This window comes from Nitratireductor kimnyeongensis (genome assembly GCF_019891395.1).
In the GTDB taxonomy this organism is placed as follows: domain Bacteria; phylum Pseudomonadota; class Alphaproteobacteria; order Rhizobiales; family Rhizobiaceae; genus Nitratireductor; species Nitratireductor kimnyeongensis.
Map to the genome: position 1 here is coordinate 2,801,671 of NZ_CP078143.1, position 25,506 is coordinate 2,827,176.

The following is a 25,506-nucleotide window of genomic DNA, read 5'->3' on the forward strand; positions in this document are numbered from 1 at the left end:
TTTCATGGCGGGGTCGCGCGTCCTCTTATTCCAAAGGGTCGGCCATGGCGAAAATCATCGAGACAGCAACCGGCGCCCAGGCGCTTACATTCGACGACGTGCTCCTGCAGCCCGGCCATTCCGAAGTGATGCCCGGTCAGACGGACGTGCGCACGCGCATCGCCGGTGACATCGACCTCAACATTCCGATTCTCTCGGCGGCTATGGACACGGTGACGGAAGCACGCCTTGCGATTGCCATGGCCCAGGCAGGCGGCATCGGCGTCATTCATCGCAATTTGACACCGGTGGAACAGGCCGAACAGGTTCGCCAGGTTAAAAAATTCGAATCCGGCATGGTCGTGAACCCGATCACCATCGGCCCCGACGCGACCCTCGCGGAGGCACAGGCACTGATGCGGGCCAATGGTATCTCCGGCATTCCGGTGGTGGAAAATGGTGGAGCGGGCGGTCACGCGACGGGGCGGCTCGCCGGCATTCTGACCAATCGCGATGTACGTTTCGCCTCCGATCCTGAGCAGCCGGTGCGCGAATTGATGACCCATCAGAATCTTGTGACGGTCAAGGAAGGGGTGGCGCAGGACGAAGCAAAGCGGCTTCTGCACCAACACCGTATCGAGAAGCTTCTTGTGGTCGATGACGCGGGCAACTGCGTCGGCCTCATCACGGTCAAGGACATCGAGAAGTCTCAGCTCAATCCTCACGCGTCTAAAGACGCGCAGGGGCGGCTGCGTGCAGCGGCGGCAACGAGTGTTGGCGACGACGGTTTCGAGCGTGCCGAACGCCTGATCGATGCAGGTGTGGACCTGCTGGTGATCGACACCGCCCATGGTCATTCGCAGCGTGTGCTCGATGCGGTGGCGCGGGCCAAGCAGCTTTCCAACACCGTGCGCATCATTGCTGGCAATGTGGCAACCGCCGATGGCACAAAGGCGCTGATTGACGCAGGCGCTGACGGGGTCAAGATCGGCATCGGTCCGGGCTCGATCTGTACCACGCGCATCGTCGCGGGTGTCGGCGTGCCGCAGCTTTCGGCCATCATGTCCGCGGTCGAGGTTGCCGACAACGCTGGCGTCTCGCTGATCGCCGATGGCGGCATCAAATTCTCCGGAGATCTGGCGAAGGCGCTCGCCGCCGGTGCCTCAGCCGTGATGGTCGGCTCGCTTCTGGCGGGCACCGATGAAAGCCCGGGCGAAGTCTACCTGCATCAAGGACGTTCCTTCAAAGCCTATCGCGGCATGGGTTCGGTCGGCGCGATGGCGCGGGGTTCAGCCGACCGCTATTTCCAGGCCGAGGTGCGTGACACGCTGAAGCTTGTTCCTGAGGGTATTGAAGGACAGGTGCCGTACAAGGGGCCTGCAGGTGGCGTGCTGCACCAGCTCACGGGCGGGCTCAAGGCGGCTATGGGCTATGTGGGTGCGGCAAATCTGGGTGAATTTCGCTCCAAGGCGACTTTTGTGCGTATTTCTGGAGCAGGGCTTCGGGAAAGCCATGCGCATGATGTCACCATCACACGCGAAAGCCCGAATTACCCCGGCGGTGCGTGAGATGGGTGCGATTTCACTGCCATGCAAGAAAGGGCCGTCAGGCCCTTTTTTCATGTTCTCAGGTGCGTTCCATCAATGTCGTCTTGGCAAAGACCCCCGCAACTGCGGCGCCGACAAAGGGCGCGGCTATGAAGAGCCATAGCTGGTTCATCTCACGTGCGCCTGAGAAAAGGGCGGGCCCGATGGATCGCGCGGGATTAACCGACGTGCCGGTCGCGGGGATCAGGCATAGGTGGATCGCCGTGAGCGTGAGGCCGATCACGACACCGGACAGAGGTGTCCGGTGTTTTGGTGCCGTGACCCCAAGGATGACGGTGACAAAAATAAAAGTGCCCAGGGTTTCGAGTGCGAAGGCTGTCGGCATTGGATAGAGTCCCGCTCCGTCCCAGCCATTGGCTGCCCGCGAGATGGGCGCCACTGCGTCAGAGCCTTTTGCCATGCCCCAAAGTGACGCAGCGGCCAGTGCTGCTCCTGCCAATTGCGAGACCATGTAAGGCAGCACATCCTTGAAAGGCATGCGGCCTGCCAGAAACACGCCCGCGGTTACGGCGGGATTGAGGTGCGCGCCGGAAACGGGGCCGATAGCATAGGCCATCGCAATCACCGCAACACCAAACGAGATGGCAATACCCAGACCACCCAGCGGCAAAAGATTTCCAAATCCGCCAACCGTCACGCTGGCGCATCCAAGAAAGACCAGACAAAATGTTCCAAAACACTCGGCGACGTAAGCTTTCATGGTGTTATCCTTGCGGTCAGGCCACCCTTGCCAAGCGTCTCCGTTTCAACGCTGATGGTGAAATCAGGATTTGAGAGGGGAAACCGTGAAAACGGGAAGGGAAAGACATGTCTCAACACGCAATCTTCTGGCCGATGATCGCCCATGTGGTTCTTGTCTACGCCGTGTATGTGCTGATAGGTCTGCGACGGAAGAAGGCCGTGCAAACGGGGAGCGCGCGCGTTTCCCAATTCAGGGAAAATCGCGAGGAACCGCCTGAAAGCCTGTTTGTGCGGAACAATCTGGCCAACCAGTTTGAGCTGCCCATGGTCTTCCATTCGGCATGCCTGGCGCTATTTGCGGTGGGAGGAGCAGGGCCGGTCGCAATCTGGCTGGCGTGGGTGTTTGTGCTTTCCCGCTATGCACATGCTTTTGTGCACGTCACGTCGAACCGGATCCGTTATCGCCAGCCATTGTTCGTGCTGGGGTTTCTGGCTCTTGGCGCCATGTGGGCGCTTCTCGCTCTTGAACTCTGGAATGCGGCCTGATGGTCATGCACGGGCGAGCAGCGCCTGGTGGGCCTCCAGAACTGTCTCGCGCAGAGCCGCGAAGTCGCTTCTGCGTGGGTTGGACTTCCGTCCGACAAGGCATATGGTGCGGGAAGGGCTGGGGTCGAGAAACGGCAGCACGCTGACGGATGGCAAAAGGTTTGCCGAGGCGCGCGCCATTTGCGGTATGAGGGTGACACCCATCCCATGCGACACCATGTGCAAAAGAGTTGTCAAGCTGGTCGCTCCAAAAGTCTCCATGGTTACGGGTTTGACGCGCCCGCAGATTTCAAGCGCCTGGCCACGCATGCAGTGCCCGTCTTCCAGAAGCATCAGCCTCTCCAGCGCCATGCTCTCCTGCGCCACGGGCGGGGCGATCCGCGCGGCATCGCCGGTCGGTACCGCAAGGTAGAACGGGTCTTCAAAAAGAATATCCGGCGCGAGCCGGTTATCGTCGATGGGATCGGCAGCGATCATCGCGTCGAGGCGACCGGTCGCCGTGTCTTCTGCCAGGGCGTGGGTCACGGCTTCTCGTACCTCAAGGCGCAGCATTGGAAATCTGTGTTTGAGAAGCGGCAGAAGCTCAGGAAGCAGATAGGGTGCGATCGTGGGAATCACTCCCAGCCGGAAGCGACCTTCAAGCGCCTTGCGCTCCCTGCGCGCCTCGCCTTCCAGCTCGCGTACCTCGGCAAGGATGCGCGCCACACGTGGCAACAGGGACTGCGCTTCGGCGGTGAGACGCACGGCCCCGCCGCCGCGCTCGAAAAGTTTGAAGCCAAGCTGGGATTCCATTTCGGATATCTGTGCGGAGAGTGCGGGCTGGGTAACACCGCAGCTCGTCGCGGCGCGTCCGAAATGCAGGGTTTCGGCCAGACGCTCAAAATACTGCATCTGTCGGATGGTCAGGCGTATCATAAGAACAAGTTATCGCATCGAACATCAAAGACAATTGGAATTTATCAAAAGGCGTCGATACCTTGGAATTGTTCCAAGCCACGCCGCAGGTGAGACCGGCAGCCGGGCAAAACCGGACAGCAAGCAAGGGAGATTATTTCATGGCAGACAAACCCACGATGACCACGTCTGCTGGCGCGCCCGTCAGCGATAACCAGAACACCGTGACCGCAGGTGAGCGGGGCCCGGTTCTGCTTCAGGACTACCAGCTCATCGAAAAGCTTGCACATCAGAACCGGGAACGCATTCCAGAGCGGGTGGTGCATGCCAAGGGCTGGGGCGCGCATGGCGTCTTGAAGATCACCGGCGACATTTCGAAGTACACGATCGCCAAGGCGCTTCAACCAGGCGCGGAAACGCCAATGCTTGCGCGTTTCTCCACCGTTGCGGGCGAGCAGGGTGCTGCCGACGCCGAGCGCGATGTGCGCGGCTTTGCGCTGAAATTCTACACCGAGGACGGCAATTGGGATCTGGTGGGCAACAACACGCCCGTGTTCTTCGTCCGCGATCCGCTCAAGTTCCCCGATTTCATTCATACGCAGAAGCGTCATCCGCGCACCAATATGCGTTCACCCACGGCCATGTGGGATTTCTGGTCGCTCTCCCCGGAGAGCCTCCATCAGGTGACGATCCTGATGTCGGACCGTGGCCTGCCGACTGCGCCCATGTTCATGAATGGTTATGGCTCCCACACCTATTCATTCTGGAACGACAAGGGCGAGCGGTTCTGGGTAAAGTTCCACTTCAAGACCATGCAGGGCCACAAGCACCACACCAATGCGGAGGCCGAGCAGGTGGTGGGCAAGACGCGCGAAAGCTATCAGGAAGCGCTCTACGGCGCGATCGAAGATGGCGACTTTCCGAAATGGAAGGTTCAGGTGCAGATCATGCCCGAGGCGGATGCGGAGAAGACCGACTACAATCCGTTTGACCTTACCAAGGTTTGGCCGCATGCGGAGTATCCACCGATCGACATTGGCGTGATGGAGCTGAACCGCAATCCGGACAATTATTTCACCGAGATCGAAAATGCGGCCTTCTCGCCTTCCAACATCGTTCCGGGCATCAGCTATTCGCCTGACAAGATGCTGCAGGCGCGCATCTTCTCCTATGCGGATGCGCACCGTTACCGGCTTGGCACGCACTACGAGACGATCCCGGTCAACCAGCCGAAATGTCCTGTGCATCATTATCATCGGGATGGCGAGATGAACACGTTCGGCGGCATCAAGACGGGAAATCCGGATGCCTATTACGAGCCGAATTCCTTCGGTGGCCCGGTGGAAAACCCGGCCGCGAAGGAGCCGCCACTGAAGATTTCGGGCGACGCGGACCGCTACAATCATCGCATCGGCAATGACGATTACAGCCAGCCGCGCGCGCTGTTCAACCTCTTCGACGAGGGGCAGAAGAACCGGCTGTTTTCCAACATCGCGGCTGCGATGGACGGTGTACCCGGCGAGATCATAGAGCGGCAGCTCGCGCATTTCGACAAGGTTCATCCCGACTACGGCAATGGCGTGCGCAAAGCGCTCAAGGAAGCGCACGGCTACGAGCCCAACGCCGTACCCGTGACCGGAAAGACACCGCAGCGGGCTGCCGAATAGGCAAACGTGAAAATACCTTGATAAAGTACGGGCGTGGAGCAATCCACGCCCGTTTTGCTTGTCTAAAGGCTCGTGACCGGCTAGCTGTGCGCCATTCGGGTAACCGGCAAAGGTGTCACATGCGACTTGGCGGACGGCTGGCTGCGGCCATTGAAATTCTGGAAGACATCGACCGGCGGTATCGGCCGGCGGCGGAAGCGCTGAAAGACTGGGGCCTTTCCCATCGTTTCGCCGGCTCCAAGGACCGCGCAGCCATTGGCAATATCGTCTATGATGCGTTGCGCCGAAAGCGCTCTGCTGCGTGGATTTTTCAGGACGAAAGCCCGCGCGCTCTTGCCTTCGGTGCCTTCTTGATCGAGGCGGGATTTGATGCCGAGATGCTGAATGCAGCCTTGGCGGAAGACAATTTCGCCCCGCAACCAATTTCAAGTGAGGAAGCAGCCCGCATTGCGGCGCATCCGCTGGATCAGGCGCCTGACGGCGTGCGTGCGGAATGCCCTGAATGGTGCGAACCTCTTTTTCAGCGGGCCTGGGGCGATGATTGGGTGGCGGAGGCGGCCGCCCTTGCCGAGCGCCCGCCGCTCGACATGCGGGTGAACATGTTGAAGGCCACGCGCGAAAAGGTGGCGAAGGCGCTGGCGCGCACCGGTGTGCATGAGAGTGAACTGGCGCCGCAAGGTTTGCGGATCGGCCCGATCGAAGGGCAGGGGCGGCATCCCAATGTGCAGGCCGAACCTGCCTTTCAGAAGGGCTGGTTCGAGGTTCAGGATGAGGGGTCGCAGCTTGTTGCCTCCCTCACTGAAGCCGCGCCGGGCATGCAGGTGCTCGACTATTGTGCAGGTGCTGGAGGTAAATCGCTCGCCATGTCGGCGGCGATGGAGAATACCGGCCAGATCCAGGCTTTCGATGCCGAAAAACAGAGACTTGCCCCCATATTCGACCGCCTGAAGCGGGCGGGCTGTCGCAATGTGCAGGCGGTGGCCAACCCCGAGGCGCTCGCCATGCATGAGGGGAAGTTTGATCTGGTCGTTGTCGATGCGCCGTGCACGGGTGCGGGCACCTGGCGGCGCAGACCTGATGCGAAATGGCGGCTCGCTGAAAAGCAGCTTGAACAGCGGCAGGCGGAGCAGTCCGAAATCCTTGCGCGGGCATCACGCTTCGTGCGTCCGGGCGGGCGGCTTGCCTATATCACCTGCTCGGTCTTCGCCGAGGAAAACGACGATCAGGTACGCGCCTTTCTCGAAGCCAATCCGGATTTCCAGCCCGTGGACCATGCGGCATTGTGGGAGAGGCACTTGCCCGGACAGGCTGCGAAGGCAAGAATTGATACGACGATGGGCATTGCCCTTTCCCCCAACCGCACGGCGACCGACGGCTTTCATTTCGCCGCGCTGGAGCGGAACTGACGACCGAATGGCCCGACCATGAACCAGGCAAATCCCGCAGATGTCGAGGCCCGTGTTCGGGCAAGCTTCGCCCGCCAGAAGATGATGGAAACCATTGGTGCCGAGCTGACACTCGTGACGCCGGGTATTGTCGAGATCGAGATGCCCCATGCGGAGGGTCTGACGCAGCAGCACGGGTTTCTCCATGCGGGTGTGATCTCGACGGCACTGGATTCAGCCTGTGGCTATGCGGCGTTCTCTTTGATGCCGGACGATGCTGCTGTTCTGACCATCGAGTTCAAGGTCAATTTGCTAGCGCCGGGGCGCGGCGAGCGGTTTCTGTTTCGTGGCACCGTCACCAAGCCCGGCCGCACCATCATTGTGGCTGACGGGCAGGCCTATGCCTATTCCGCCGAAGGCGATGCCAAATTGATTGCCACAATGACGGGAACCATGATGACCATCATCGGACGTGAGGGGATCGAAGGGTGATGCGGGCACCGGTCGAGCCGGCGATCCTTGCCGGAAAACGCGTTCTCTTTGTCATGGCGGCTGAAGCCGAATACGGACCACATCTCAAAAAGCGCTTCAAACCCCTGGTGACGGGTGTCGGCCCCGTGGAAGCGGGCGTGGTGCTCGGTGCGGAGCTCGCCCTTCTCGCTACCGAGGGGCATCTGCCCGATCTCCTCGTTTCCCTTGGATCTGCCGGAAGCCGCAGCCTCGAACAGACGGAAGTCTATCAGGCCACCGCCGTTTCCTATCGGGATATGGACGCGTCACCGCTCGGTTTTGAAAGGGGCGTGACGCCCTTTCTCGACCATCCTGCGATCATGCCGTTGCCGCATCGCATTCCGGGCATCCGAGAAGCGACTCTTTCGACCGGCGGCAACGTGGTTTCAGGGGCTGCCTATGACGCCATCAATGCCGACATGGTGGATATGGAAACCTTCGCGGCGTTGCGCGCCTGCCAACGCTTCGGTCTCGATCTGGTGGCATTGCGCGGCATCTCCGACGGTGCCGCGGAACTGCAGCACGTGAACGACTGGACCGAGTATCTGCATGTGATCGATGAGAAGCTTGCCGACGCGGTGGATCGCCTCGAACAGGCCATTGCAGATGGCCTTCTATGACCAAAAAACAGCCCTGACGCTTGCACCCAAACGCTTCTTTCTCTAAAGGCTCGCCATGACGATATCCAATCCCGACACAGTTCTCATCGTTGATTTCGGCAGCCAGGTCACGCAGCTTATTGCGCGGCGCGTACGCGAGGCCGGAGTCTATTGCGAAATCTCCCCGTTTCAGTCGGCCGAGGAGGCGTTCAAACGCCTTGCGCCCAAGGCGGTCATCCTTTCCGGCAGCCCGGCCTCGGCGGTCGAAATCGGCAGCCCGCGCGCGCCGCAGGTGATCTTCGATTCGGGCCTTCCGGTGCTTGGCATCTGCTATGGCGAGCAGACCATGTGCGCCCAGCTTGGCGGCAAGGTCGAGGGGTCGGACCATCGCGAGTTCGGTCGAGCCTTCCTTGAGATCGATGACGATTGCCCGCTGTTCGAGGGTGTGTGGGCCAAGGGGACGCGCCATCAGGTTTGGATGAGCCATGGGGACCGGGTGACGGCCATCCCGGCGGGCTTCCGCGTGGTCGGCACCTCGACGGGCGCGCCCTTTGCGGCCATTGCCGATGATGATCGCAAATATTACGGCGTTCAGTTCCACCCCGAAGTGGTGCACACGCCGGACGGCGCAAAGCTCCTGTCCAATTTCGTACACAAGATCGCCGGTCTTTCGGGCGACTGGACGATGGCGGCCTATCGCGAACAGGCGATCGAAGCCATCCGCAAGCAGGTTGGCGACGGCAAGGTGATCTGCGCGCTTTCTGGCGGCGTCGATTCTTCCGTGGCGGCCCTTTTGACGCATGAGGCCGTCGGCGATCAGCTCACATGCATTCTGGTCGACCATGGCCTGATGCGAAAGAACGAGGCTTCCGAAGTGGTCGCCATGTTCCGCGAGCACTACAATCTGCCGCTCATTCTGGTGGATGCCTCCGACCGCTTCATCGGCGCGCTGGAAGGCGAAAGCGATCCGGAAAAGAAACGCAAGACCATCGGCCGTCTGTTCATCGAGGTGTTCGAGGAAGAGGCGAAGAAACTTGGCGGCGCCGATTTCCTGGTGCAGGGCACGCTCTATCCCGACGTGATCGAGAGCGTTTCCTTCACCGGTGGGCCGTCGGTCACCATCAAGTCGCACCACAATGTGGGCGGTCTGCCCGAGCGCATGAACATGAGCCTGGTGGAGCCGCTGCGCGAGCTTTTCAAGGATGAGGTGCGGGTGCTTGGCAAGGAGCTCGGCCTTCCCGACAGCTTCATCGGCCGCCATCCCTTTCCAGGACCGGGCCTGGCCATCCGCTGCCCCGGCGGAGTGACCCGCGAGAAGCTGGAAATCCTGCGTTCTGCCGATGCGATCTATCTGGACGAGATCCGCAAGGCCGGCCTCTACGACGCAATCTGGCAGGCCTTCGCCGTGCTCTTGCCGGTGCAGACGGTCGGCGTGATGGGCGACGGGCGGACCTATGAGTTCGTCTGCGCCCTGCGCGCCGTGACCTCGGTCGACGGCATGACGGCGGATTTCTATCACTATGACATGGAATTCCTCGGCAAGGCCGCGACTCGCATCATCAACGAGGTGCGCGGCATCAACCGCGTCGTTTACGATGTGACCTCCAAGCCGCCCGGCACAATAGAGTGGGAATGATCTAAGTTTGTTCCAGACCATCTGGCTCCCTGCCGTGGTCGCACATTGTCTTCGATCGACAAGGACTATTTTTCCTGCCCCGGGATCGCCGCACGTCGCTCCGATCCTGCCATCTCGTTGGTAGCGATGCTGCTATGGCGCAGGATGGTCGAGATATGGGCGCGCACACTCAATGCCGCTTGAAACGTGCAACGTTTCAACGACACGGGTTGAGCTTGCCGTTGCAAGTGTATTGTCCGCCTCGGACCTCGCACTCATAGTCGCGGATGGAGGCTGCATTTTTATATTCGAGGTCGGTGGCAAGAGGCGTTCCGGACCGTTTCACGTACCAGCCTGTTTGATTTCCGGCTGACGTCGTCCACCGGTCGAAATGTTTCTGCAGACAACCCGATGAAGGTTCGACAAAGGGTCGGCCGTGGCGGGCAAAAATCTCGTTTCTCGCGACATAGAGCTCCCATCCCGACAGCGTGTCCAGTTCAGACTGGCGTATGATCTGCTCGTTGGAATGGGGAAGGACGAAGCCATCTTTTGAAAGGCGCAATTGATCAGGCGGGATCTCCGCCAGATAATCGGACCGCGCCGGACCGAGGCTGTATGCCGAGAAGATGGCCAAGCTGGAGAGAGCGATAAGGATGACTGCCGCCAGATAGAGCTTTTGATGGCCCCGGTGTATCGGTCTCGGCAGAAACCGCCCCTGCTCAACCTGTCCGGTTTCTGTCGCGGCACTCCCGAAGCTTTGAGCAAGAGCGGACATTTCCTCCTCCGAAGGCGCCAGTGCCTTCAGGACGAGCACAAGGCGCGGATCTTCAAGGCTGCGCGGTCTGCTGCGCCCGTTTCGCCAGTTGTTGATCGTTCTGGCGTGCACATTGATCCGCCGCGCTCCTGGCTTTTGAAAGCTCATCGCCCGCCGGGCCAATTGCTCGTCGGACGTGATGCCACGATCGCGTATCAAGTCGGACAACTCAGTTGCAAATTCGCTCAAACCGTCAAATCCCCCCGACAATACGAGATTGTTTTTATAGTGTTTTTTCAAGAAATTTCCAGAAACAACCCTCGCTTTCCGGGAATTGTCGGCGAAAGTCTGGATTCGTGCTTTCGGTTATGCTTGGCTTGACCTGCTCTCAAAGAGCGTCGGGCGACAATAATTCTGGTGGGCGGGCACCATGGTCTTTCTTGAACGGCTTTGCCGTACCATTCGCGTTTTCCTGATCGGGAGCGCTGCGCGGAAAGGGCTGCGCATTTGCGTGCCGGCTGCACAGTTGGTTCTGGTGGCGGTCTTTGCGCAGCCTTTGCTGTCTTTCGGGGCCGCCATGGCGCAGATGCAGACGATCCGCACCGAGGAGAATGGTGTGGTCCATCACCGGTTGGAGCGCTGCGATTATGAGCGTGGCGTTGCCGTGGCTTCCTACAGTTTCAGAAAGCATAGTCCTTATCGGCCGCCTGAATCGCAGATCACCGATATCTGCTTCGATCGGAAAGGTGGGCGCCTCTGGGCGTCCGAACCAGAGGATCGCCTGACACTCGTTCAGCAGGACGAACAGTGGGACCAATATGAGGTACTTGTGCCCGATTTCCCGCGGTGGCGCGCTAGCGTGACGAATTATGAGCAAGCGTCAGGCAACGGAGGCTATCGAGCAGGTAGCGTGGATTTCGACTACCAGCGACTGGCGTCAGAACTGTTGAACTGGAACCATACCGGTACGCAACTAGACGGAGATGTTCGACTTCACGGTTACATCTTCGATACCCAGCCAAGCCCTGATATCGAGCCTTCAGATTTCAAAGTCTATGTAGGTGGAAGCGATCAATGGGATCATCTCAGGGGTAGAGACGAGAAATATCGTGACCGGGAGGTCCCCTATCTATCGTTCGAGGGCGTGCTTCGTTTCGATGGATCAAAGGGGGTCGTCAATCTGCGAAACACATCGAATACGGGGAAGGAGGGCGCTGGAAAACTTTTTCTGACGGTCAACGACAAGGGCGAAATCTCGGGGAGCGGGACGCTTACCGTTGAGAATGCCCGTCTTGCCGGCATCAGACCGCACGACTGGAAAACGACGACCTGGGAGATCAGGAAACTTGTCGGACACATGGTTGGCGACGGAGGGGAGCAGTTCAGGGCGGTCGGCATCGCCGACGGACAGACCGTCGATCAGGACGGATTCGTCAATCCGGTTCACGCGAGCATCGAAATCACCGGCTATAGCCGGCGAATCGCAGAGCTTTGGGATGATGGCAGCGAACTCGACGGTGAATGAAGCGATGGGCACGAGCCAGCCAATGTATTGGGGACAAATTACTATGGAACAGTTGAATTACACCAATCCGCGCCGCAAGGCATGCATGCTTTTGGCCGGCCTCGTCCTGGCGGCTTCGATAGTGCCTGCACGGGCGGATGTATGGACCTTTGAGACCCCTTCGGAAAACATCCAGTGCACGGTTGGACAGGGCGCAGGCGTCCAGTCGGACATCACCTGCACGATCATCGAGCGCTCCGGCTCCTTCGCCTTGCCGCCCCCCAGCGGCTGCACTTCCGATTGGGGCCATACGTTCACGATGCGCGAACATGGTCCGGTCGAGGTCCTGTGCACGCCGACAAGCACGAGCAGGGACGGGCACAGCAAGGCAGATTATGGTGTGACGGGAGAGTTTGGCGGTTTCACCTGCGAGTCCTCCAAACAGGGTCTGAAATGCACCAATCGCGACGGCAACGGGTTCTTCCTTTCCAGAAAGATTCAAAGCGTTCTCTACGGGGCCGGCGGGCAAGGATCGTCGAATGGCTTTGCCGCCGCTTCGTCCAGGCAGGACGATGTTTCGGTGCCCGATGTGATGAACATGCCCTATGGGAAGGCACGGTCCGTTCTTCGGGAACATCGCTGGTGGCCTTTGGAGAATTTCGACCCGGGCAATCTGGTGTACTTTACGCGCGAAATATTCGATCGGGGTTACACCGAGGTCGACACGTGTTCGCCCGTCGGCGACACGCCGTGCAAGTTTTATTTCTACAACGACGATGATCAATATCTGGAGGTTGCGACACGCGGAGAAAACCCGCATGTGGCGGGAACCGAGATTCTGGATGTGCGGGCCGTCGAAGCCAGGAGAGCCGCAAGCGCTCCGGGGGCTACGGCATATAATGAACCTGCGAACATCTCGGTCGCCTGCAATGACAACGGCGCCGTCCTCAGCCTGCCGGATCGTTCGAAGGTTTATCTAGGCAAGCAGTGCGATGCCTATAAGCCAGGTGTCGGAAACGGTGGCTGGTGGTTGGCTGCTTCGGCTTTTATCGTCGAGATTGATGGGCAGGCAACACGATATGCCAAAGATCTTTCCTGCGATACCCTTTCCTATTGCGACTACCGGGCCGCGCGCGCGCAGATCGACAAGGCTCCAAGCAATACCGCCGAAACCGTCGCGCAGCCCCAGGCCAGCAAGGATGCAGGCTGGACGTCCACGCGTGGTCAGGGTTTCCACACGGCCGGCATCGTGAACAGCGCAGGGGACAGTCTGACCCTGACCTGCGGGGTTGAGGGTGCGGGCACACGGGGAAGCTCGATCACGCTACAGATCGGCGACACGCCCATAAAGGCCGGCACCCTGGTGGAGTTGCGTTTCGAGGACGCCCACCCAGGCATCGTCCCGCTTATGCTGAGCCGCGACAATGCAGTCTTCGTCGGCGACCCATCAGCGGTGGTGAGCGCGCAGCATTTCGAGACGCTGGTCGAGACCCTCAAGGCCGGCAGTTCTGTCACTGTCCGCGCTCGCAGCGGACCCGAAGCGCAATTCTCGCTGAGGGGTTCCAGCGCGGCACTTGGCGAGTGCAAGGGGGTTGCGGCTTCCGGAGTGCCCAGCGCGGCTGCTGAAACCGCGCCGAAATCCGAGAGCGAAATCGCAAAGGAAAATCTTGCCGAGCGACCGGTGACGATCGATGCGAACGCAGGTCTGGTTCCCAGCCAAATCACTCCCGACTATAAGTTCGAGACGCTCGACGGGTATGCCATCCTTCCGGAAAGGCAGACTGACGCGCACGCCGCAAGCCTGCCCTGGCTACCATGGTCAACCGTCAATCTGCCGATTGCGCTACCGCAACTGATCGAGCCCGATCTGCCGGGCCGGTCCCAGGACGACGACGATGCCTATGCAATCGCGGTGGCCCACAGTTTCCTGTCCGAGACAGAAAAATCTGCGATCGAAGCCAAATTGGGACTGCCATTCCCCTTGTTTGCCGAGTTCGACAAGATATCCCCCAACATACTTCGTATGCAGGGTGGCCGTGGAGGCGCAGCAGCTTTTCACGCGAAGCGGATGCTCCACGAAAGGGACAAGTTGGATGAGTTCACGCGCGGCCCGGCTTTGCAGGAAATCCGAACGGCACTGCGCGCCAAGATCGCCGCATCCGAACTTCAGCTGCCGCTTCCCGTTGTGCGGATCTATCGAGTGACCCTTGAGGAATACGATTTCGAGAATGGCGGGTTTCCCGTTAAGGGAATTCAGAGGTTCAATAATCCTTCGGCTTCCAGACTCGCCGAAATTGCGGGAGCTTCACGGTTCAATACGGATATCATGGAATATCCGAAGTTCATACCGATGGAGCCTCAGGCCGCCAAACGCCTCATAGAAGAGATCGCCAAATCCCGCAACGATCGCTACCGTGTGGTCAATATGGCCGTGTTCGGCGAACTGACGGACATTCGTCAGCTTGAGGTGGACAAGGGTCCGTTCACCATCGAACTGTTGCACAAGGCGGAACGGATCGATTTCGGCTTTGGCGATAAAATGCTTGGCGACGTCTTCTACAGCGTCGTTCCAGACAAGCTGGAAGACGGGGAAGTCGAGGCGGTCAGGGAAGGTGGGCGAAGCACTCCGGCCACCCTTTACGGCCCGGAATATCTTGTCTCCGCCGTGTCGGATGCATTTCCCGATCTCCTCAATTCGCAGACTCTCGTGGAACCGCTGATGCGGTCACGCGTCACCCTCGAGAATATGGATATGGCCGAATGGGGACTTGGAAACCTGCCGGCCAACAAGATCCTGCGCCCCGAGCTTGCAGAGCCAAGGCGCAAACCCAATAGCGACGACATTCGCCTTTACCGCGCATTTCTCGACGGGCGTCGCCAGGCGGGTGTGAGCAAGGAAATCATACTGCCTGTGAGCACAGGGGTAAGACAGGCGCAGGACGGCACGAAAACCATCGAACCCGAAAGACCGGTCGACCTGATTGCGCTTGCGCTCGAGCAGAACATGTCTCAGTTCGGAAACTGGCGCAATCGCGGCCCAAATCACCCAGATCGCCTTGCCGACCTTCTGGCGGGTACGCCCCATGCCATCGAGCCGGGTCGCATCGCGCTCGGCGGCGGCAATGTGCAGTTAACGCAGCGCGGTACGAGTCCTGTCGTTCTTTCACTGAAGTTGAACAAGGCCAATCCCAACGCCCCGCTGAGGTTTGAGAGTGGATTGAACGAGCCGGCATCAAATAACCGTGTCAGGAGCGGCGTGATGGGCAACGTGCCAAGAGACGAAGGAGAGCTTCGCGGCCATATCGTCCTGGAACTGGAAGAGGCGCCGATTATCGTTGAGGAGAACGAGGGTTCGGACGCGGTCAAGGCGGTTGTTCTGAAGGTCGCAATGAAGCGGGTCATGTTTCTCGATCAGGGCGAGGAACGCATGATCGCATTCGACGACCGGCAGGACAGCGGCAGCGCTGCCGACGATGGCGATTTACCATCGGTTCCGACACCCGAGACCCTGCCGCTCGATGCCGAGACGAGTGATCTCCTGATCCTGCGGCATCTGCCGGACACTGTGACGGATGCCGATTTCAAACGGATGCTTCTTGCGCGCTGGGAGGCGGAGAAAAAGAAACGTGACATCAGTTCGCAACTTCCCTGGGGCCGTTTCTTCGAGATCGGTCAGGCGAAACCGGAGGGAGACGCGCTGGATGCCATGCTCCCGGCCTTCCGCGACTGGTCGAAGGCCCGCGCCGCCAATCTTCCGCAATCGTTTTACCTTGAGCCGCGCAGGATCCAGACCGATGTGCCGGGGATTGCGGGGTTCGGCAGCACACTGGCCAATCCGAACAGCCTGCACAGTGCATTGATGCAGTGCGATACGGCCATTCGCATGGCTCAGATTCAGAACAACTTTCCCGAGCACAAGCTGAAAATGCTCGAGAATGCCTGCGAATATATTCGTCAGGCTTCTGAACTGCCGAGCGATGTTCTTTATATCGGGCGTACCGAGACGTTGCCCGCCGCGTGGCGCGGCAAGGGCACCAGTGTTCGTGCATTGCCATATCATGGCACTGTCGGGGCACGGGTGGAGTGTGCAACAACAATCCCCAGCTCACGCGATGACTATTGTCGCGCATTCGAGGAGGCGATCAGGTCCGGAATCTTCGGCGAAACGGTCTTCGCGCTCGATGATGTCTATGTCTTCGACAAGGCTGCCGATATTCGACCGGAAATTGCCGCTCGGAAGAGCAGGGTGAGGACGTATCCAAAGCTCACCGTACAGGTCGCCGGGGTCGAGCGCAGCACGCAGGCGCGGCCCTCTCCCTTTGCCAAGGCGTTGATGAAGGTGGACGATTTCATAGCGGCGCAGGAATTGCTGGAGCGCCACGATACGCTCGGCAATTTCGCTCCCGAACTGGTGGAAACCAATTTCTTTGATCTCCGCGCAGTGTCGATGGAACTGGTGGAACGCGAAACCGGTAAGGTCGTCGCCAACATCCCGTTGGTGGACATGCCATCGGGTCCCGACGCTTCTCTACTGGAACCCCTGGAGCGCATGACGGTGGCTCCGCCCAGTGAGCCCTATGGCAAGGATGTCATCGGGCTGCGCCTTGGAATGTCCTTCGATGAGGCCGACAGGATCATCCGCGACCACATGGATGTCGGGCGCGTTTTCATCGCCGACCGCAAATGGTCGGTCCGTGCTGCGGCAGGGAACATCGACCCGTTCTCTTCGGGTGTCGCCTATGAATCGAAGGACGGCCGTGAGGTGATCGTCATTCACGATGAACCACCCTCCGCCGAGAAGGTGATTGTTGGCGCGGTTCGTCTGGTCGACCTCGACAAGGGAACGGTCTCTCCCGCCCAGATATTTGCCCAGGCGCGGGAGAAATATGGGCCGGCCGACGTTACCGATCAGCGCAGCCAGGCATGGTTCGACGTGGACAACGCTGATTCCAAATGTGTTGCCTCCTACGGTTCCCATGCGCATTTGCTGGCGTGGCGCGATGAGAATGGCGCGGCGACGGAATGGAAATCCAGAACGTATCGGGGGCAACCGGCACCGTTTGAAGCGGAGCGAAACGTTCTGGAAATGAGATCAAAATGTCCTTCCGGGGTGACGCTGACCCTTGATGCGAATGACACCGAACGGGATCGCCTGATCTTCCGCCTGCATGATCCGCAAACACTCTACAAACACCTGATCCAGAGTGAAGTCATGATCCAGGAGGGCGCCAGCTTCGGCGGTGAAGCCGCCGCCGAAGGCGAAAAGACCGGCATCAAGTTCTGATGCCGGTTGGGGTTGTCGCCAAGAATGGGACGCCGCCCGCGATGCGGGCGGTGTTGGAGGGAGGCAGGGGAAACCTGCTCCTTTATGGCTGCTTCCGCTGACCCGTCTCGCAGCCCTCGCCAAGGCCAGCTTTCAGGCACGGGCGCTTCTGATTTTTGTTCACGCCAGGGTGGCAGACTGGAGAGGCCCGTCAGCACATCTTGCAAGTCGGAGAGTGTGTCGAATGTCCAGATATTCCCAGTTCGAGCGCTTCGGCCGCGCCGTGGCCGCCTTAGTCGCAAGCGCTCTTATGTTTTCTAGCCCGGCGGTTGCGGAAACGGTTTTAGAACCCGATCCCCATTCCCCGCTTCTGAGGACCGAAACGGACGGTTTCGTTCACTACGCCCTGGAGGACTGCCCCCACGAGCGGGGGCTTGCCGCGATCCGCTACGGGTTCATAGGAGAATGGCCGAAGACCGAACTGACGGACATCTGCTTCGACCGGGAAAGTGGCGAACTGATCTCCGCCGAACCGGTGTCAGGTCTGACCTTGGTGGAAGGGGGCGACTACGAATACTACCACGTCATCGTCCCCGATACGCAAAGCCATGAGCGGGTAAGCGTGAGTGCGGGAGCCTACGAGTCCGGCGACAAGACCTCGATCCAGGAATCCGTTTCCTTCCAGCATCTAAGCCCCCATTTCCGTCCCTCGCAGCGCTACGAAAACGCGAACCACCTGAGCGTCACCGGCTTCTTGTTCAGGGATCGAGCGACCGCAGCGGACATCGCCGAGGGCAGCTTTCAAGTGTCCTTGCAGCCCGATGACCATTGGCAGTCCGAGTACCGACACCTGCAGAAAAAGCGCGGCGGCAAGACTCCCATCGTCTACCTCGAAGCGAGCGGAGACCTGACAGCGCCTGTCACCAGGTTCGCATTCAAATCCCCCGATGGCTCGATGAGCAAAGGAACGGGAACATTTGAACTGCACATTTCCGCCGACGGCACATTGTCCGGCTCCGGAGAATTGTCGGTTGAAACCACCGTCCTGGCCGGCGCGCATCCCCACGACTGGAAGGAGACGCACTGGAAGATATCGGACTATGTCGGATATCTCGTCGGCGCGGACGGCCAGGAGTTTCACGGGCTCGGCTATATTACCGGGGAGGTGATCGACCATGACGGCTTCGTTCACCAGACCCGCGGCTCGGTCGATATCCGAGGTCTCGGGCCAAAATACATGCAATGACGGACTGTCTGAGCAATCCGTACGGGCGTGGCACCTGATCAATACAGGAAATCTATTATGGCATTTTCGCGAGAAACATTAAAATTACTCAACAGGAAGCGTGAAAATAGCAGGTTTGAACAGCTATTTTCCAAAGGTGTCTGGATATCTATCTCTTTGATTTTATCCATGTTGCCCATCCAATCTCTTGCCGCCAGCAAGATGCTCCCGCGCGACAAATTAATCGCCGCCGCAGATGCAATAGGATGCCCGACGCAGTCCACCATTGGAAATAAGGAAGACTTTGAAGATTCGATTATTCACAGGTGCATTCTGGATAAACTCAGGAAGCATGACAAAGGTAGGTATAAATATATGAATCCTACCGACATCGTGCGTCAATTCCATGAAGGCCTCGTTGAGGCGCAGTCACAGGCCGGTGTCTTTTCAGACTATCCCTACTCACGAGGACGTTTAAAGGGTGGAGCGTCGACGACCAAATATCTGAAAGCGCCGATCTGCCGGCACGAAGAGACCGTCAGGATCTCCTATCCAACGGATATGAACGAACGCGCAGGCTCTCCGGAGAAGCATGTGGCGCAGTATGCCGCTGACATTGTGATCGGGATTTTCAGACATGCCTGCGTCACCGGTTTTCCCAAAACGATCAATATCGTTCTAGCTTCGGGCGATCGCGATGTAGTCTCGATCCCCTATAACGTGCAGACCAACTATTATATGCAACGGGTGCTCCTCGACAGCGATTCCGTGATTGCGCATGCTCAAAGCTGGGCCGCGGCATTCATGGCGAACATTGATGGCGATGGCGACACGTCCCCATCGGCCAGTGTCGCCGACATCCCGTCCGAGAAGTTCGAGTATCTTTGCCGCAAGACCGATTCACCGGAAGCGTTGTTCGACAATGTCCGCAAGGGGATGGGGTTGGAGTTTGCCGGCCTCAAGGATCCGACAATCACCGCGATACACTCGGAGCTGGACAATAGAGCCGGTTTGCAGGTCGGCGACCGGCTGGTCCACGTCAGCGGATATGAAGACCTGCTGATCGGCAAAATCTACACGACCCTTTGCCAGCATCGGCAGAGCGCGCTTGCCATGGTCGAGCGCGACGGTGACCATTTCGAAGTTCTGCTGTCACCGGGCGCGGCAACAAAACTGGAAGCCTATGCCACTGATTTTGCGGTTACCAACCCGTTCGATCCGGTCGATGCCGACAAGGTCTTCGGGTCCGATGGCCCGATCTTATACAATCCGGTATTCGCTCTTCTTTTTGCAGGCAATTTCGACAAGTTCGACGAGCAGGAGCGAGCGTCGCTGATCGCGATCTTGAACGTGTCGCTTTCACTCTCTCCAGATATGTCGGCATCGGCGATGACACGGGGCAAAAAGGCGCTCAATGGCCTGCGCCAGATCTACGGTCCGTCAGCAACTGCCTGTTGGCCATATGGCCGTACGTCCTTCGACGTGGAACGCTTTCTGATAACGACACGCAAGGACAGTTACGGCGCGATCCTGTCCCAGGCAAAGTCGGAACTGGGCACCAAGACCCTTTATTTCGACCCCAAGCTTGGCTCCGCGATCATGAATAAATGGGAAGTGGCCATGAAGGATTTCGGTGTCATTCCGCAGCTACGATCGCTCGTGGACCGTCAGTCCTGCTTTTCGGCAGAGTACAGGCTGCTTTATAATAGACTCTTTGAACTGGCGGGAATCCGCTGAACGAACGGTCTGCGCAATCCGGTGAGCGATCTGTACAGGAATCTCTCGACCTGTCTCGAACCATCATCAGGTTCGAGCATAGCTTTATTTCTTCAACAGCTTCGAATCATTGGCAAACTTGGCGGGCAAAGATGATTATGATTGACGTTGAAATCCGGATCGAAAAAGCGAAGGCCGATGGTAAGCGGTTTCTCCTTGTCTGCGCCGATACGATGGATCGGATCAAAGGCGATAAGGATTTGGGCTACTATTATCCGGACCTCGAAACGCCGGAAGACGTGGTCAGATACATCAGCAGGTTTCAGCTCGGCAAATGGACAGCCGGCGATCTCAGAGATCATTGCGAGGCGGTAATTGAATTGGGCGGAACAGCGGAGCCGGTGTTTCATGATCCGGTTGCGTGGCTGGCTCAGCACGGCTGGAGCTACCCCGGCTCAATCCTATCGATATCTCTCTGTCGCAAGATGTTCGAGGTATATGGAATCCGCGAATCCAGCCGCCCTTGGCTTGATGGTATCGCAGTTGGTATGGACTTGGAGAGCATGCGGAAAGCCCAATAATTGCAAAGCGAACTCAAGCCTATTGACGATCGAGTGGGAGTAATGGGCGGCCGCCGAGGATCTCACCGCGATCCTCGGCAGCAGCAGAGGCTCATCGCCATTTGATCTTACTGGATGCGGGCGCGCAGACGGTCGGTGATGAATTCCATTGCGAGCACAATCGCGAAGATCACCAGAATGATCGTCGAGGCGTTGCGATACTGAAAAAGATCGAACGCGACCTTGAGTTCCTGGCCAATCCCGCCCGCCCCGACCAGCCCGAGAACGACGGAAGAGCGAACGGCCTTTTCGAGCGCAAAGAGCGCCGAATTGGTCAGCGAGGGCGCGATATCGGGCAACACGGCGCCAAGAAGAATGGCACTGCGTCCCGCCCCGATCGCCGCCAGCGCCTCCTGAGGCTCCTTCTCCGCATCCTCCATGGCCTCCGCAAAGAACCTGCCGCAGAACCCGATCGTGTCAACGACGATTGTCATCGTTCCGGCGACGGCGCCAAGCCCGACCGTTGCAACGAACAAAAGCGCCCAGACGAGATCGGGCACGGTGCGCAGCAGCGAGGTCAGCATTTTGAAGACGTAGTGGCCCCGTCCGAGCGGAGAAACGCCGCGGGCTGCAAGCCAGCCGACAGGCAGGCTGATGGCAATACCGATTGCCGCACCAACGAGAGCGATCTGAAATGTCTCCAGAATGCGCACGGCAATCCGCCAGAGGAAATCCGGTTCCAGGTTTGGCGGCATCATGCGGCCCACAAGATTGACCATACCCGGCGCGCCGGCGGCGAGCTGTCCGGGCGAGGGCGCAACCTGCCCCATGGAACCAAGAATTACCGCTGCGAGTGTGACGAGAATTACAAAATGGAGGGCCGTGATCCCTGAGAGACGGCTTGGAACCACATGTCTGCTTTCAGCCATCGAATGTGTCTTTCAGATCGCTTGGCGAAACCGTGTCGCTGGTCTTGTCGAAGAGAATGCGTCCATTCCGCAGAGCCACCACCCGGCTCGCATAGGTGAGCGCATGCTCCATGTCGTGTGAGGTGAAAAGCAGCGTGATACCGTGATCTGTGCAAAGCCGGGTGAACAGCTCCATCACGTTTTGTCCGGACAATGGATCAAGGCTTGCAGCCGGCTCGTCGGCAATCAGAAGGCGTGGACGGCGCACCAGAGCACGTGCAATGGCGACACGCTGCTGTTGCCCGCCAGAGAGCGTGTCGGCGCGGCTTAGTGCACGGTCGGAAAGACGAACCTCCTCCAGCGCCTCCATGGCGCGCTTGCGCCAGGCGGCGGGAGCCAGTCCATGCGCATGGGCACGCCAGCTTCCGGCGTCGCCAAAAAAGCCATGGACCACATTCGACAGAACTGTTCTTCGACGGACAAGGCAGTGTTTTTGGAAAACAAACCCGGTTTGAAGTCGGACCTGGCGCCGCGCTGCCGGGTTTCGTCCGGCCGTCAGAGTGTGACCCATTGTTGCAAGGGAGCCATCTGAAATGTCGTGGAGCCCGATCAGACACCGCAGAAGGGTGGATTTGCCGCAGCCATTTGCGCCAATCAGCGCCACGCGTTCGCCCGAGGTGATCTTAAGGTCCACGCCCTTGAGAACCTCGAGGCGGTTGTCGTAGGACTTGCGCAGTCTCTGGGCATCGACGACCACCGAGCTCCCATCGCACTGAGACGAAGCCTCTGGCATTGGGGGGCGCACCCGTGCAGCACCCGGTTGGGGCTCCTGCACGGGGCGCTCGAGGAGGGCTTCACTCGCCGACGAAGGCATTGCTGTCGACGCCGATCGTGGCATACATGGATCGGACGTAGTCGTAGTCGCTGTCGCTGACCTCGTTAAGGAAGAAGCCACCCTTGTATTTCTGATTGTCGTCGCCTTTGAGGACGGCCGCCATCAGCTTGTCGGACTGCTCCACAAACGCCTTCTTGATTGCGGCGATCGCTTCAGGGTCGGCATCCTTGCGCGCCACCAGAACATCATTGGGAAGGTCGCGTCCACGCGCCACGACCGTGAAGGACTTGTCGGGAAAGGCTTCGCGGATGGAGGAAAGATGTCCCTCGTTCATCCCGATGGCTTGAACATCGCCGCGTATCATGGCTTCGGCCGCCACGTTGCGGGAGATGATCTGGGGCTTATAGTCCGAACCATAAGCCAGGCCGAAATCCGCCAGGACCTGTGCCGGCCCGAGGTGCTGGGATGTGGACCCGACGGACCCGAATGTGACCGTCTTGCCCTTGAGGTCCTCAACGGTCTTGATGGGGCCAGAAGACATGACAACGATCTGGGCATAGTAATTCGGGCGCTGCCATGCCGTGACGATCTCGGCATCCGTCAGCCCGTCAATGACGACATATTCGGCCGGCCCGGTCAGCACCAGATCCACCTGACCCTGCTTCAAGGCCTCGACGGCAGCGGTTCGTGAACTGACCGGCAGCAATTTGATGTCTTGTCCGGAGGCAGCCTCGAGAGCCTCTTCGAAGGGCGCAAACTCCTGCTGGAGTGCTTCCAGACCCTCGATGTCGGTTACCGCGAATTTGAGGGGTTCTGCCTGAACGGCCCCGGCGAACACCAGGGCGACGGCGGTGGCAAGTGAGCGGATCATCTTCTCTCCAAAGATTGCTGTATACACAGGGATGTCACACACCGCGTTCATAGAGGATCCCCATAACACTTTCGTGACGAACAGAGCGGTATCCAACATGACAGACGAATGGACGATCTCCGGTGGCGAGGTCCTGACCGAGGACGGGTTTGCACAGGAGCGCCTGATTTTGGGGGGCGGCCTCATCCAAGCGGAAGGAGGAGCGCATACACGATCCTACGATGCATCCGGAACCTGGGTGCTGCCGGGGATCATCGATGTCCATGGCGATGCATTCGAGAGGATCATCGAGCCGCGACCGGGGGTCCGGTTTCCGTCTGCCGTTGCCTTTGCAGAGGTCGGGGCACAGCTTCTGGCCAATGGAATAACAACCGCATTTCACGGCCTCACCGTCTCATGGGAGCCGGGCCTGCGTGGCATCGACTGCGCGCGCGAACTTGTATCCGCACACCGCACCCATGCGCCGAACCTTGATGCTGATACGCGCCTGAACATTCGTTGGGAAACATTCGCTGTCGATCACGTGGACGAGATCCTGACCTGGCTGCAGAGCGGTGGAGGAGATATCCTTTCGATCAATGATCATACGACCGCCAACCGTGTGTTGGAGACGGGGGCTCCAAAGCTCGAGCGGATGGCCACGCGGATGGGCGTTCCTTCCCGGCGGGTCAAACAGCTCATTGACGATGTATGGGCGCGGCGCGGCGAGGTGCCGGGCGCGATCGACCGGATCTGCAAAAATGCGCGCAACCTGCATGTTGCGATCTTTGCACATGACGAGGAAACCCCTGAAGACAGGGTCGAGGCGCGCGCGCATGGCGTGACCGTCTCCGAATTCCCGGTGACCGCGCAGGCCGCCCAGGCGGCTCGCTCAGATGGCGAGCATGTGGTGATGGGGGCGCCCAATGTCTTGCGGGGGGGCAGCCACAACGGCGCGCTTTGCGCGAGCGGAGCAGTGCGCGCGGGCCACTGCTCGATTCTGGCTTCCGATTATTATTATCCGGCCCAGCGTCACGCGGCGTTCCGACTGGCCGATGATGGCATTCTTCCTCTTGAAGATGCCTGGAAAACCGTGTCGACCCATCCGGCCGAAGCGGTGGGGCTGACCGACCGGGGTCGGATATCCCAGGGCCTGCGGGCCGATCTGCTTGTCATCGATCAAAAGACGCGCGACATTCGCGCCGTGTTTGTCGCAGGCAGAAAGGTTTTCGAGCGTGGCTGATTTGTTGGCCGGTGATCTGATCAAGGCAGAAAACCCCGCGCTCGCAGCGCTCGCAGCCAAGGCTTATGCGCCAAGGTCGGTTCGTCCGATCTGGCTGCAGATCTATGATCGGCTTGCAGATGCCATTCGGCAGGATGTGGTGCCCCCCGGCTCGCGTTTGCCCGGAGAGGTGTATCTTGCCGATCTTTTCGGTGTGAACAGGATCACCATGCGGCGCGCGCTGGCACTGCACCAGAACGAGGGGCTACTGCAGGCGCGTAAGGGTGTTGGTATTTTTGTGCGCCCGCGCCCGCGCCGCTTTTTGATCCGCAACGACATGCAGTTTGCCGAATCGCTGCTCGTCGATGGCGGAAGCATATCCTCAAAAAACCTCTGGCTGGGGCGAGGCAAGGCAAGTCCAGAGGCCGCACAACTCTTCGGGATTGCGCCTGATGAGCAGGTGATATTGCTCCATCGCCTGCGGCAGTTGGATGGTGCGCCGATCTATGTTTCGCGCAAGGAATTTCCAATCCTCCGCTTTCCTGACTTTGAAAACCGCTATCATGAAAGCGGTTCGGTTCGTGCGGTTTTCCGCAGCGCGGGGATCGAAAGCTATCGCCGCTCCGAGACCCGTGTCATGGGTGGATTTGCCAGCAAGGAAGAGGCGGAGATTCTTGAAATCTCACCTCAGACTCCGGTGCAATATGTCACCTCGATCAATCGCGATGTCTCAGGACAGGTGATCGAGTTCAATCGCGGGTGTTGGCCCATGGCGAGCGTGGAGCTGGTGTTTGCGGCTGCCGATTGATCGCGACCGTGTGAAGCACACAGCGGTGCGCAGACCGATTGCTCACCAGCTTGCCAGGTGGGCTGGATGCGGCACGAAAGCCGTATGTTTTCGCGGCTTCCGCAATGGGTTGCGGCCTTGTTGCTTGCGTAAAGAGCGCCGGCGGGCACGTGTCTTGAGACTGACCATCGAGGTGTATTGGTCGGGGCAACCAGGATGCCGAAAACCTTAAAAAATCTCATTTTCCGAGAAAAAGGGTTTAACTTACTATCCCGGTTTGTCTGGAAATTCATTGATTTGATCCGCTAATCCAAGGCATGAAGTGAAAAATTATCTCATAAAGCGGGATTATTTTTTGACTTGGCGTGCGCTTCTTTGTATTGCGTTTGATCGTGGCTA

General features: G+C 59.1%; 20 protein-coding genes. 14 read left to right on the plus strand and 6 right to left on the minus strand.

Features of this window, described 5'->3' with window-relative positions; all coding sequences use genetic code 11:
* Positions 1-44: 44 nt before the first annotated feature.
* The gene (gene guaB / locus KW403_RS13395; protein WP_223019964.1) at positions 45-1,547 is read left to right on the plus strand and encodes an IMP dehydrogenase; all 1,503 of its coding nucleotides are present in this window, start codon (positions 45-47) and stop codon (positions 1,545-1,547) included.
* Positions 1,548-1,605: 58 nt separating this feature from the next.
* On the opposite strand, the gene KW403_RS13400 is transcribed toward guaB, so the two are convergent.
* Positions 1,606-2,286, minus strand: coding sequence for an MIP/aquaporin family protein (locus KW403_RS13400; protein WP_223019965.1), 681 nt, complete (start codon positions 2,284-2,286; stop codon positions 1,606-1,608).
* Between the two features lie 107 nt (positions 2,287-2,393).
* On the opposite strand from KW403_RS13400, the gene KW403_RS13405 reads away from it, so the two are divergent.
* A complete protein-coding gene (locus tag KW403_RS13405; RefSeq protein ID WP_223019966.1) occupies positions 2,394-2,813 on the plus strand; it encodes an MAPEG family protein in 420 nt (139 codons plus the stop codon).
* 3 nt (positions 2,814-2,816) lie between these two features.
* Here the strand turns inward: KW403_RS13405 and KW403_RS13410 are convergent, their stop codons facing one another.
* On the minus strand, positions 2,817-3,728 hold the full coding sequence (locus KW403_RS13410) for a hydrogen peroxide-inducible genes activator (RefSeq protein ID WP_223019967.1): 912 nt from the start codon (positions 3,726-3,728) through the stop codon (positions 2,817-2,819).
* A 140-nt stretch (positions 3,729-3,868) separates the two neighbouring features.
* Between KW403_RS13410 and katA the strand changes: the two genes are divergently transcribed.
* The 5 genes from katA to guaA all read left to right on the plus strand — a co-directional run bounded on the left by katA (position 3,869) and on the right by guaA (position 9,504).
* Positions 3,869-5,374 carry a catalase KatA gene (katA, locus tag KW403_RS13415; protein ID WP_223019968.1) on the plus strand — a complete coding sequence of 502 codons (1,506 nt, stop codon included), beginning with the start codon at positions 3,869-3,871 and terminating at the stop codon, positions 5,372-5,374.
* Positions 5,375-5,493: 119 nt separating this feature from the next.
* The gene (locus KW403_RS13420) at positions 5,494-6,780 is read left to right on the plus strand and encodes an RsmB/NOP family class I SAM-dependent RNA methyltransferase (protein WP_223019969.1); all 1,287 of its coding nucleotides are present in this window, start codon (positions 5,494-5,496) and stop codon (positions 6,778-6,780) included.
* A gap of 18 nt (positions 6,781-6,798) precedes the next feature.
* Positions 6,799-7,251, plus strand: a complete 453-nt coding sequence (locus KW403_RS13425; RefSeq protein ID WP_223019970.1) for a PaaI family thioesterase — start codon at positions 6,799-6,801, stop codon at positions 7,249-7,251.
* Entirely contained in the window at positions 7,251-7,889 is a 639-nt protein-coding gene (locus KW403_RS13430; RefSeq protein WP_223019971.1) for a 5'-methylthioadenosine/S-adenosylhomocysteine nucleosidase, read from the plus strand. Before KW403_RS13425 ends, KW403_RS13430 begins: the two co-directional genes overlap by 1 nt.
* A 55-nt stretch (positions 7,890-7,944) precedes the next feature.
* The gene (guaA, locus tag KW403_RS13435; RefSeq protein ID WP_223019972.1) at positions 7,945-9,504 is read left to right on the plus strand and encodes a glutamine-hydrolyzing GMP synthase; all 1,560 of its coding nucleotides are present in this window, start codon (positions 7,945-7,947) and stop codon (positions 9,502-9,504) included.
* A 196-nt stretch (positions 9,505-9,700) separates the two neighbouring features.
* Here the strand turns inward: guaA and KW403_RS13440 are convergent, their stop codons facing one another.
* Positions 9,701-10,486 carry a YARHG domain-containing protein gene (locus tag KW403_RS13440; RefSeq protein WP_223019973.1) on the minus strand — a complete coding sequence of 262 codons (786 nt, stop codon included), beginning with the start codon at positions 10,484-10,486 and terminating at the stop codon, positions 9,701-9,703.
* Positions 10,487-10,667: 181 nt separating this feature from the next.
* On the opposite strand from KW403_RS13440, the gene KW403_RS13445 reads away from it, so the two are divergent.
* The 5 genes from KW403_RS13445 to KW403_RS13465 all read left to right on the plus strand — a co-directional run bounded on the left by KW403_RS13445 (position 10,668) and on the right by KW403_RS13465 (position 20,526).
* Positions 10,668-11,762: a hypothetical protein gene (locus KW403_RS13445; protein WP_223019974.1), complete on the plus strand. Its 1,095-nt coding sequence runs from the start codon at positions 10,668-10,670 to the stop codon at positions 11,760-11,762.
* The gene (locus KW403_RS13450) at positions 11,734-17,025 is read left to right on the plus strand and encodes a DUF4852 domain-containing protein (RefSeq protein WP_223019975.1); all 5,292 of its coding nucleotides are present in this window, start codon (positions 11,734-11,736) and stop codon (positions 17,023-17,025) included. Before KW403_RS13445 ends, KW403_RS13450 begins: the two co-directional genes overlap by 29 nt.
* A gap of 223 nt (positions 17,026-17,248) precedes the next feature.
* Positions 17,249-18,250: a hypothetical protein gene (locus tag KW403_RS13455; protein WP_223019976.1), complete on the plus strand. Its 1,002-nt coding sequence runs from the start codon at positions 17,249-17,251 to the stop codon at positions 18,248-18,250.
* 57 nt (positions 18,251-18,307) lie between these two features.
* A complete protein-coding gene (locus KW403_RS13460; RefSeq protein ID WP_223019977.1) occupies positions 18,308-19,966 on the plus strand; it encodes a hypothetical protein in 1,659 nt (552 codons plus the stop codon).
* Between the two features lie 131 nt (positions 19,967-20,097).
* Positions 20,098-20,526 carry a hypothetical protein gene (locus KW403_RS13465; protein WP_223019978.1) on the plus strand — a complete coding sequence of 143 codons (429 nt, stop codon included), beginning with the start codon at positions 20,098-20,100 and terminating at the stop codon, positions 20,524-20,526.
* Positions 20,527-20,633: 107 nt separating this feature from the next.
* Here KW403_RS13465 and phnE read toward each other — a convergent pair whose 3' ends face one another.
* The 3 genes from phnE to KW403_RS13480 all read right to left on the minus strand — a co-directional run bounded on the left by phnE (position 20,634) and on the right by KW403_RS13480 (position 23,119).
* Positions 20,634-21,434: a phosphonate ABC transporter, permease protein PhnE gene (gene phnE / locus KW403_RS13470; RefSeq protein WP_223019979.1), complete on the minus strand. Its 801-nt coding sequence runs from the start codon at positions 21,432-21,434 to the stop codon at positions 20,634-20,636.
* Positions 21,427-22,206: a phosphonate ABC transporter ATP-binding protein gene (locus KW403_RS13475; RefSeq protein ID WP_223019980.1), complete on the minus strand. Its 780-nt coding sequence runs from the start codon at positions 22,204-22,206 to the stop codon at positions 21,427-21,429. The genes phnE and KW403_RS13475 overlap by 8 nt, the downstream gene beginning before the upstream one ends.
* Before the next feature lie 61 nt (positions 22,207-22,267).
* A complete protein-coding gene (locus KW403_RS13480; RefSeq protein WP_223019981.1) occupies positions 22,268-23,119 on the minus strand; it encodes a PhnD/SsuA/transferrin family substrate-binding protein in 852 nt (283 codons plus the stop codon).
* Positions 23,120-23,216: 97 nt separating this feature from the next.
* On the opposite strand from KW403_RS13480, the gene KW403_RS13485 reads away from it, so the two are divergent.
* Both KW403_RS13485 and KW403_RS13490 read left to right on the plus strand, forming a co-directional pair.
* Entirely contained in the window at positions 23,217-24,341 is a 1,125-nt protein-coding gene (locus tag KW403_RS13485; protein WP_223019982.1) for an alpha-D-ribose 1-methylphosphonate 5-triphosphate diphosphatase, read from the plus strand.
* Positions 24,334-25,128 carry a GntR family transcriptional regulator gene (locus tag KW403_RS13490; protein WP_223019983.1) on the plus strand — a complete coding sequence of 265 codons (795 nt, stop codon included), beginning with the start codon at positions 24,334-24,336 and terminating at the stop codon, positions 25,126-25,128. The genes KW403_RS13485 and KW403_RS13490 overlap by 8 nt, the downstream gene beginning before the upstream one ends.
* Positions 25,129-25,506 lie beyond the last annotated feature (378 nt).

Bases quoted from the DNA above. Each gene is read 5' to 3' on its own strand.
- guaB (WP_223019964.1), top strand. From the start codon at position 45: ATGGCGAAAATCATCGAGACAGCAACCGGCGCCCAGGCGCTTACATTC.
- KW403_RS13400 (WP_223019965.1), bottom strand. From the start codon at position 2,286: ATGAAAGCTTACGTCGCCGAGTGTTTTGGAACATTTTGTCTGGTCTTT.
- KW403_RS13405 (WP_223019966.1), top strand. From the start codon at position 2,394: ATGTCTCAACACGCAATCTTCTGGCCGATGATCGCCCATGTGGTTCTT.
- KW403_RS13410 (WP_223019967.1), bottom strand. From the start codon at position 3,728: ATGATACGCCTGACCATCCGACAGATGCAGTATTTTGAGCGTCTGGCC.
- katA (WP_223019968.1), top strand. From the start codon at position 3,869: ATGGCAGACAAACCCACGATGACCACGTCTGCTGGCGCGCCCGTCAGC.
- KW403_RS13420 (WP_223019969.1), top strand. From the start codon at position 5,494: ATGCGACTTGGCGGACGGCTGGCTGCGGCCATTGAAATTCTGGAAGAC.
- KW403_RS13425 (WP_223019970.1), top strand. From the start codon at position 6,799: ATGAACCAGGCAAATCCCGCAGATGTCGAGGCCCGTGTTCGGGCAAGC.
- KW403_RS13430 (WP_223019971.1), top strand. From the start codon at position 7,251: ATGCGGGCACCGGTCGAGCCGGCGATCCTTGCCGGAAAACGCGTTCTC.
- guaA (WP_223019972.1), top strand. From the start codon at position 7,945: ATGACGATATCCAATCCCGACACAGTTCTCATCGTTGATTTCGGCAGC.
- KW403_RS13445 (WP_223019974.1), top strand. From the start codon at position 10,668: ATGGTCTTTCTTGAACGGCTTTGCCGTACCATTCGCGTTTTCCTGATC.
- KW403_RS13450 (WP_223019975.1), top strand. From the start codon at position 11,734: ATGATGGCAGCGAACTCGACGGTGAATGAAGCGATGGGCACGAGCCAG.
- KW403_RS13455 (WP_223019976.1), top strand. From the start codon at position 17,249: ATGTCCAGATATTCCCAGTTCGAGCGCTTCGGCCGCGCCGTGGCCGCC.
- KW403_RS13460 (WP_223019977.1), top strand. From the start codon at position 18,308: ATGGCATTTTCGCGAGAAACATTAAAATTACTCAACAGGAAGCGTGAA.
- KW403_RS13465 (WP_223019978.1), top strand. From the start codon at position 20,098: ATGATTATGATTGACGTTGAAATCCGGATCGAAAAAGCGAAGGCCGAT.
- phnE (WP_223019979.1), bottom strand. From the start codon at position 21,434: ATGGCTGAAAGCAGACATGTGGTTCCAAGCCGTCTCTCAGGGATCACG.
- KW403_RS13475 (WP_223019980.1), bottom strand. From the start codon at position 22,206: ATGCCAGAGGCTTCGTCTCAGTGCGATGGGAGCTCGGTGGTCGTCGAT.
- KW403_RS13480 (WP_223019981.1), bottom strand. From the start codon at position 23,119: ATGATCCGCTCACTTGCCACCGCCGTCGCCCTGGTGTTCGCCGGGGCC.
- KW403_RS13485 (WP_223019982.1), top strand. From the start codon at position 23,217: ATGACAGACGAATGGACGATCTCCGGTGGCGAGGTCCTGACCGAGGAC.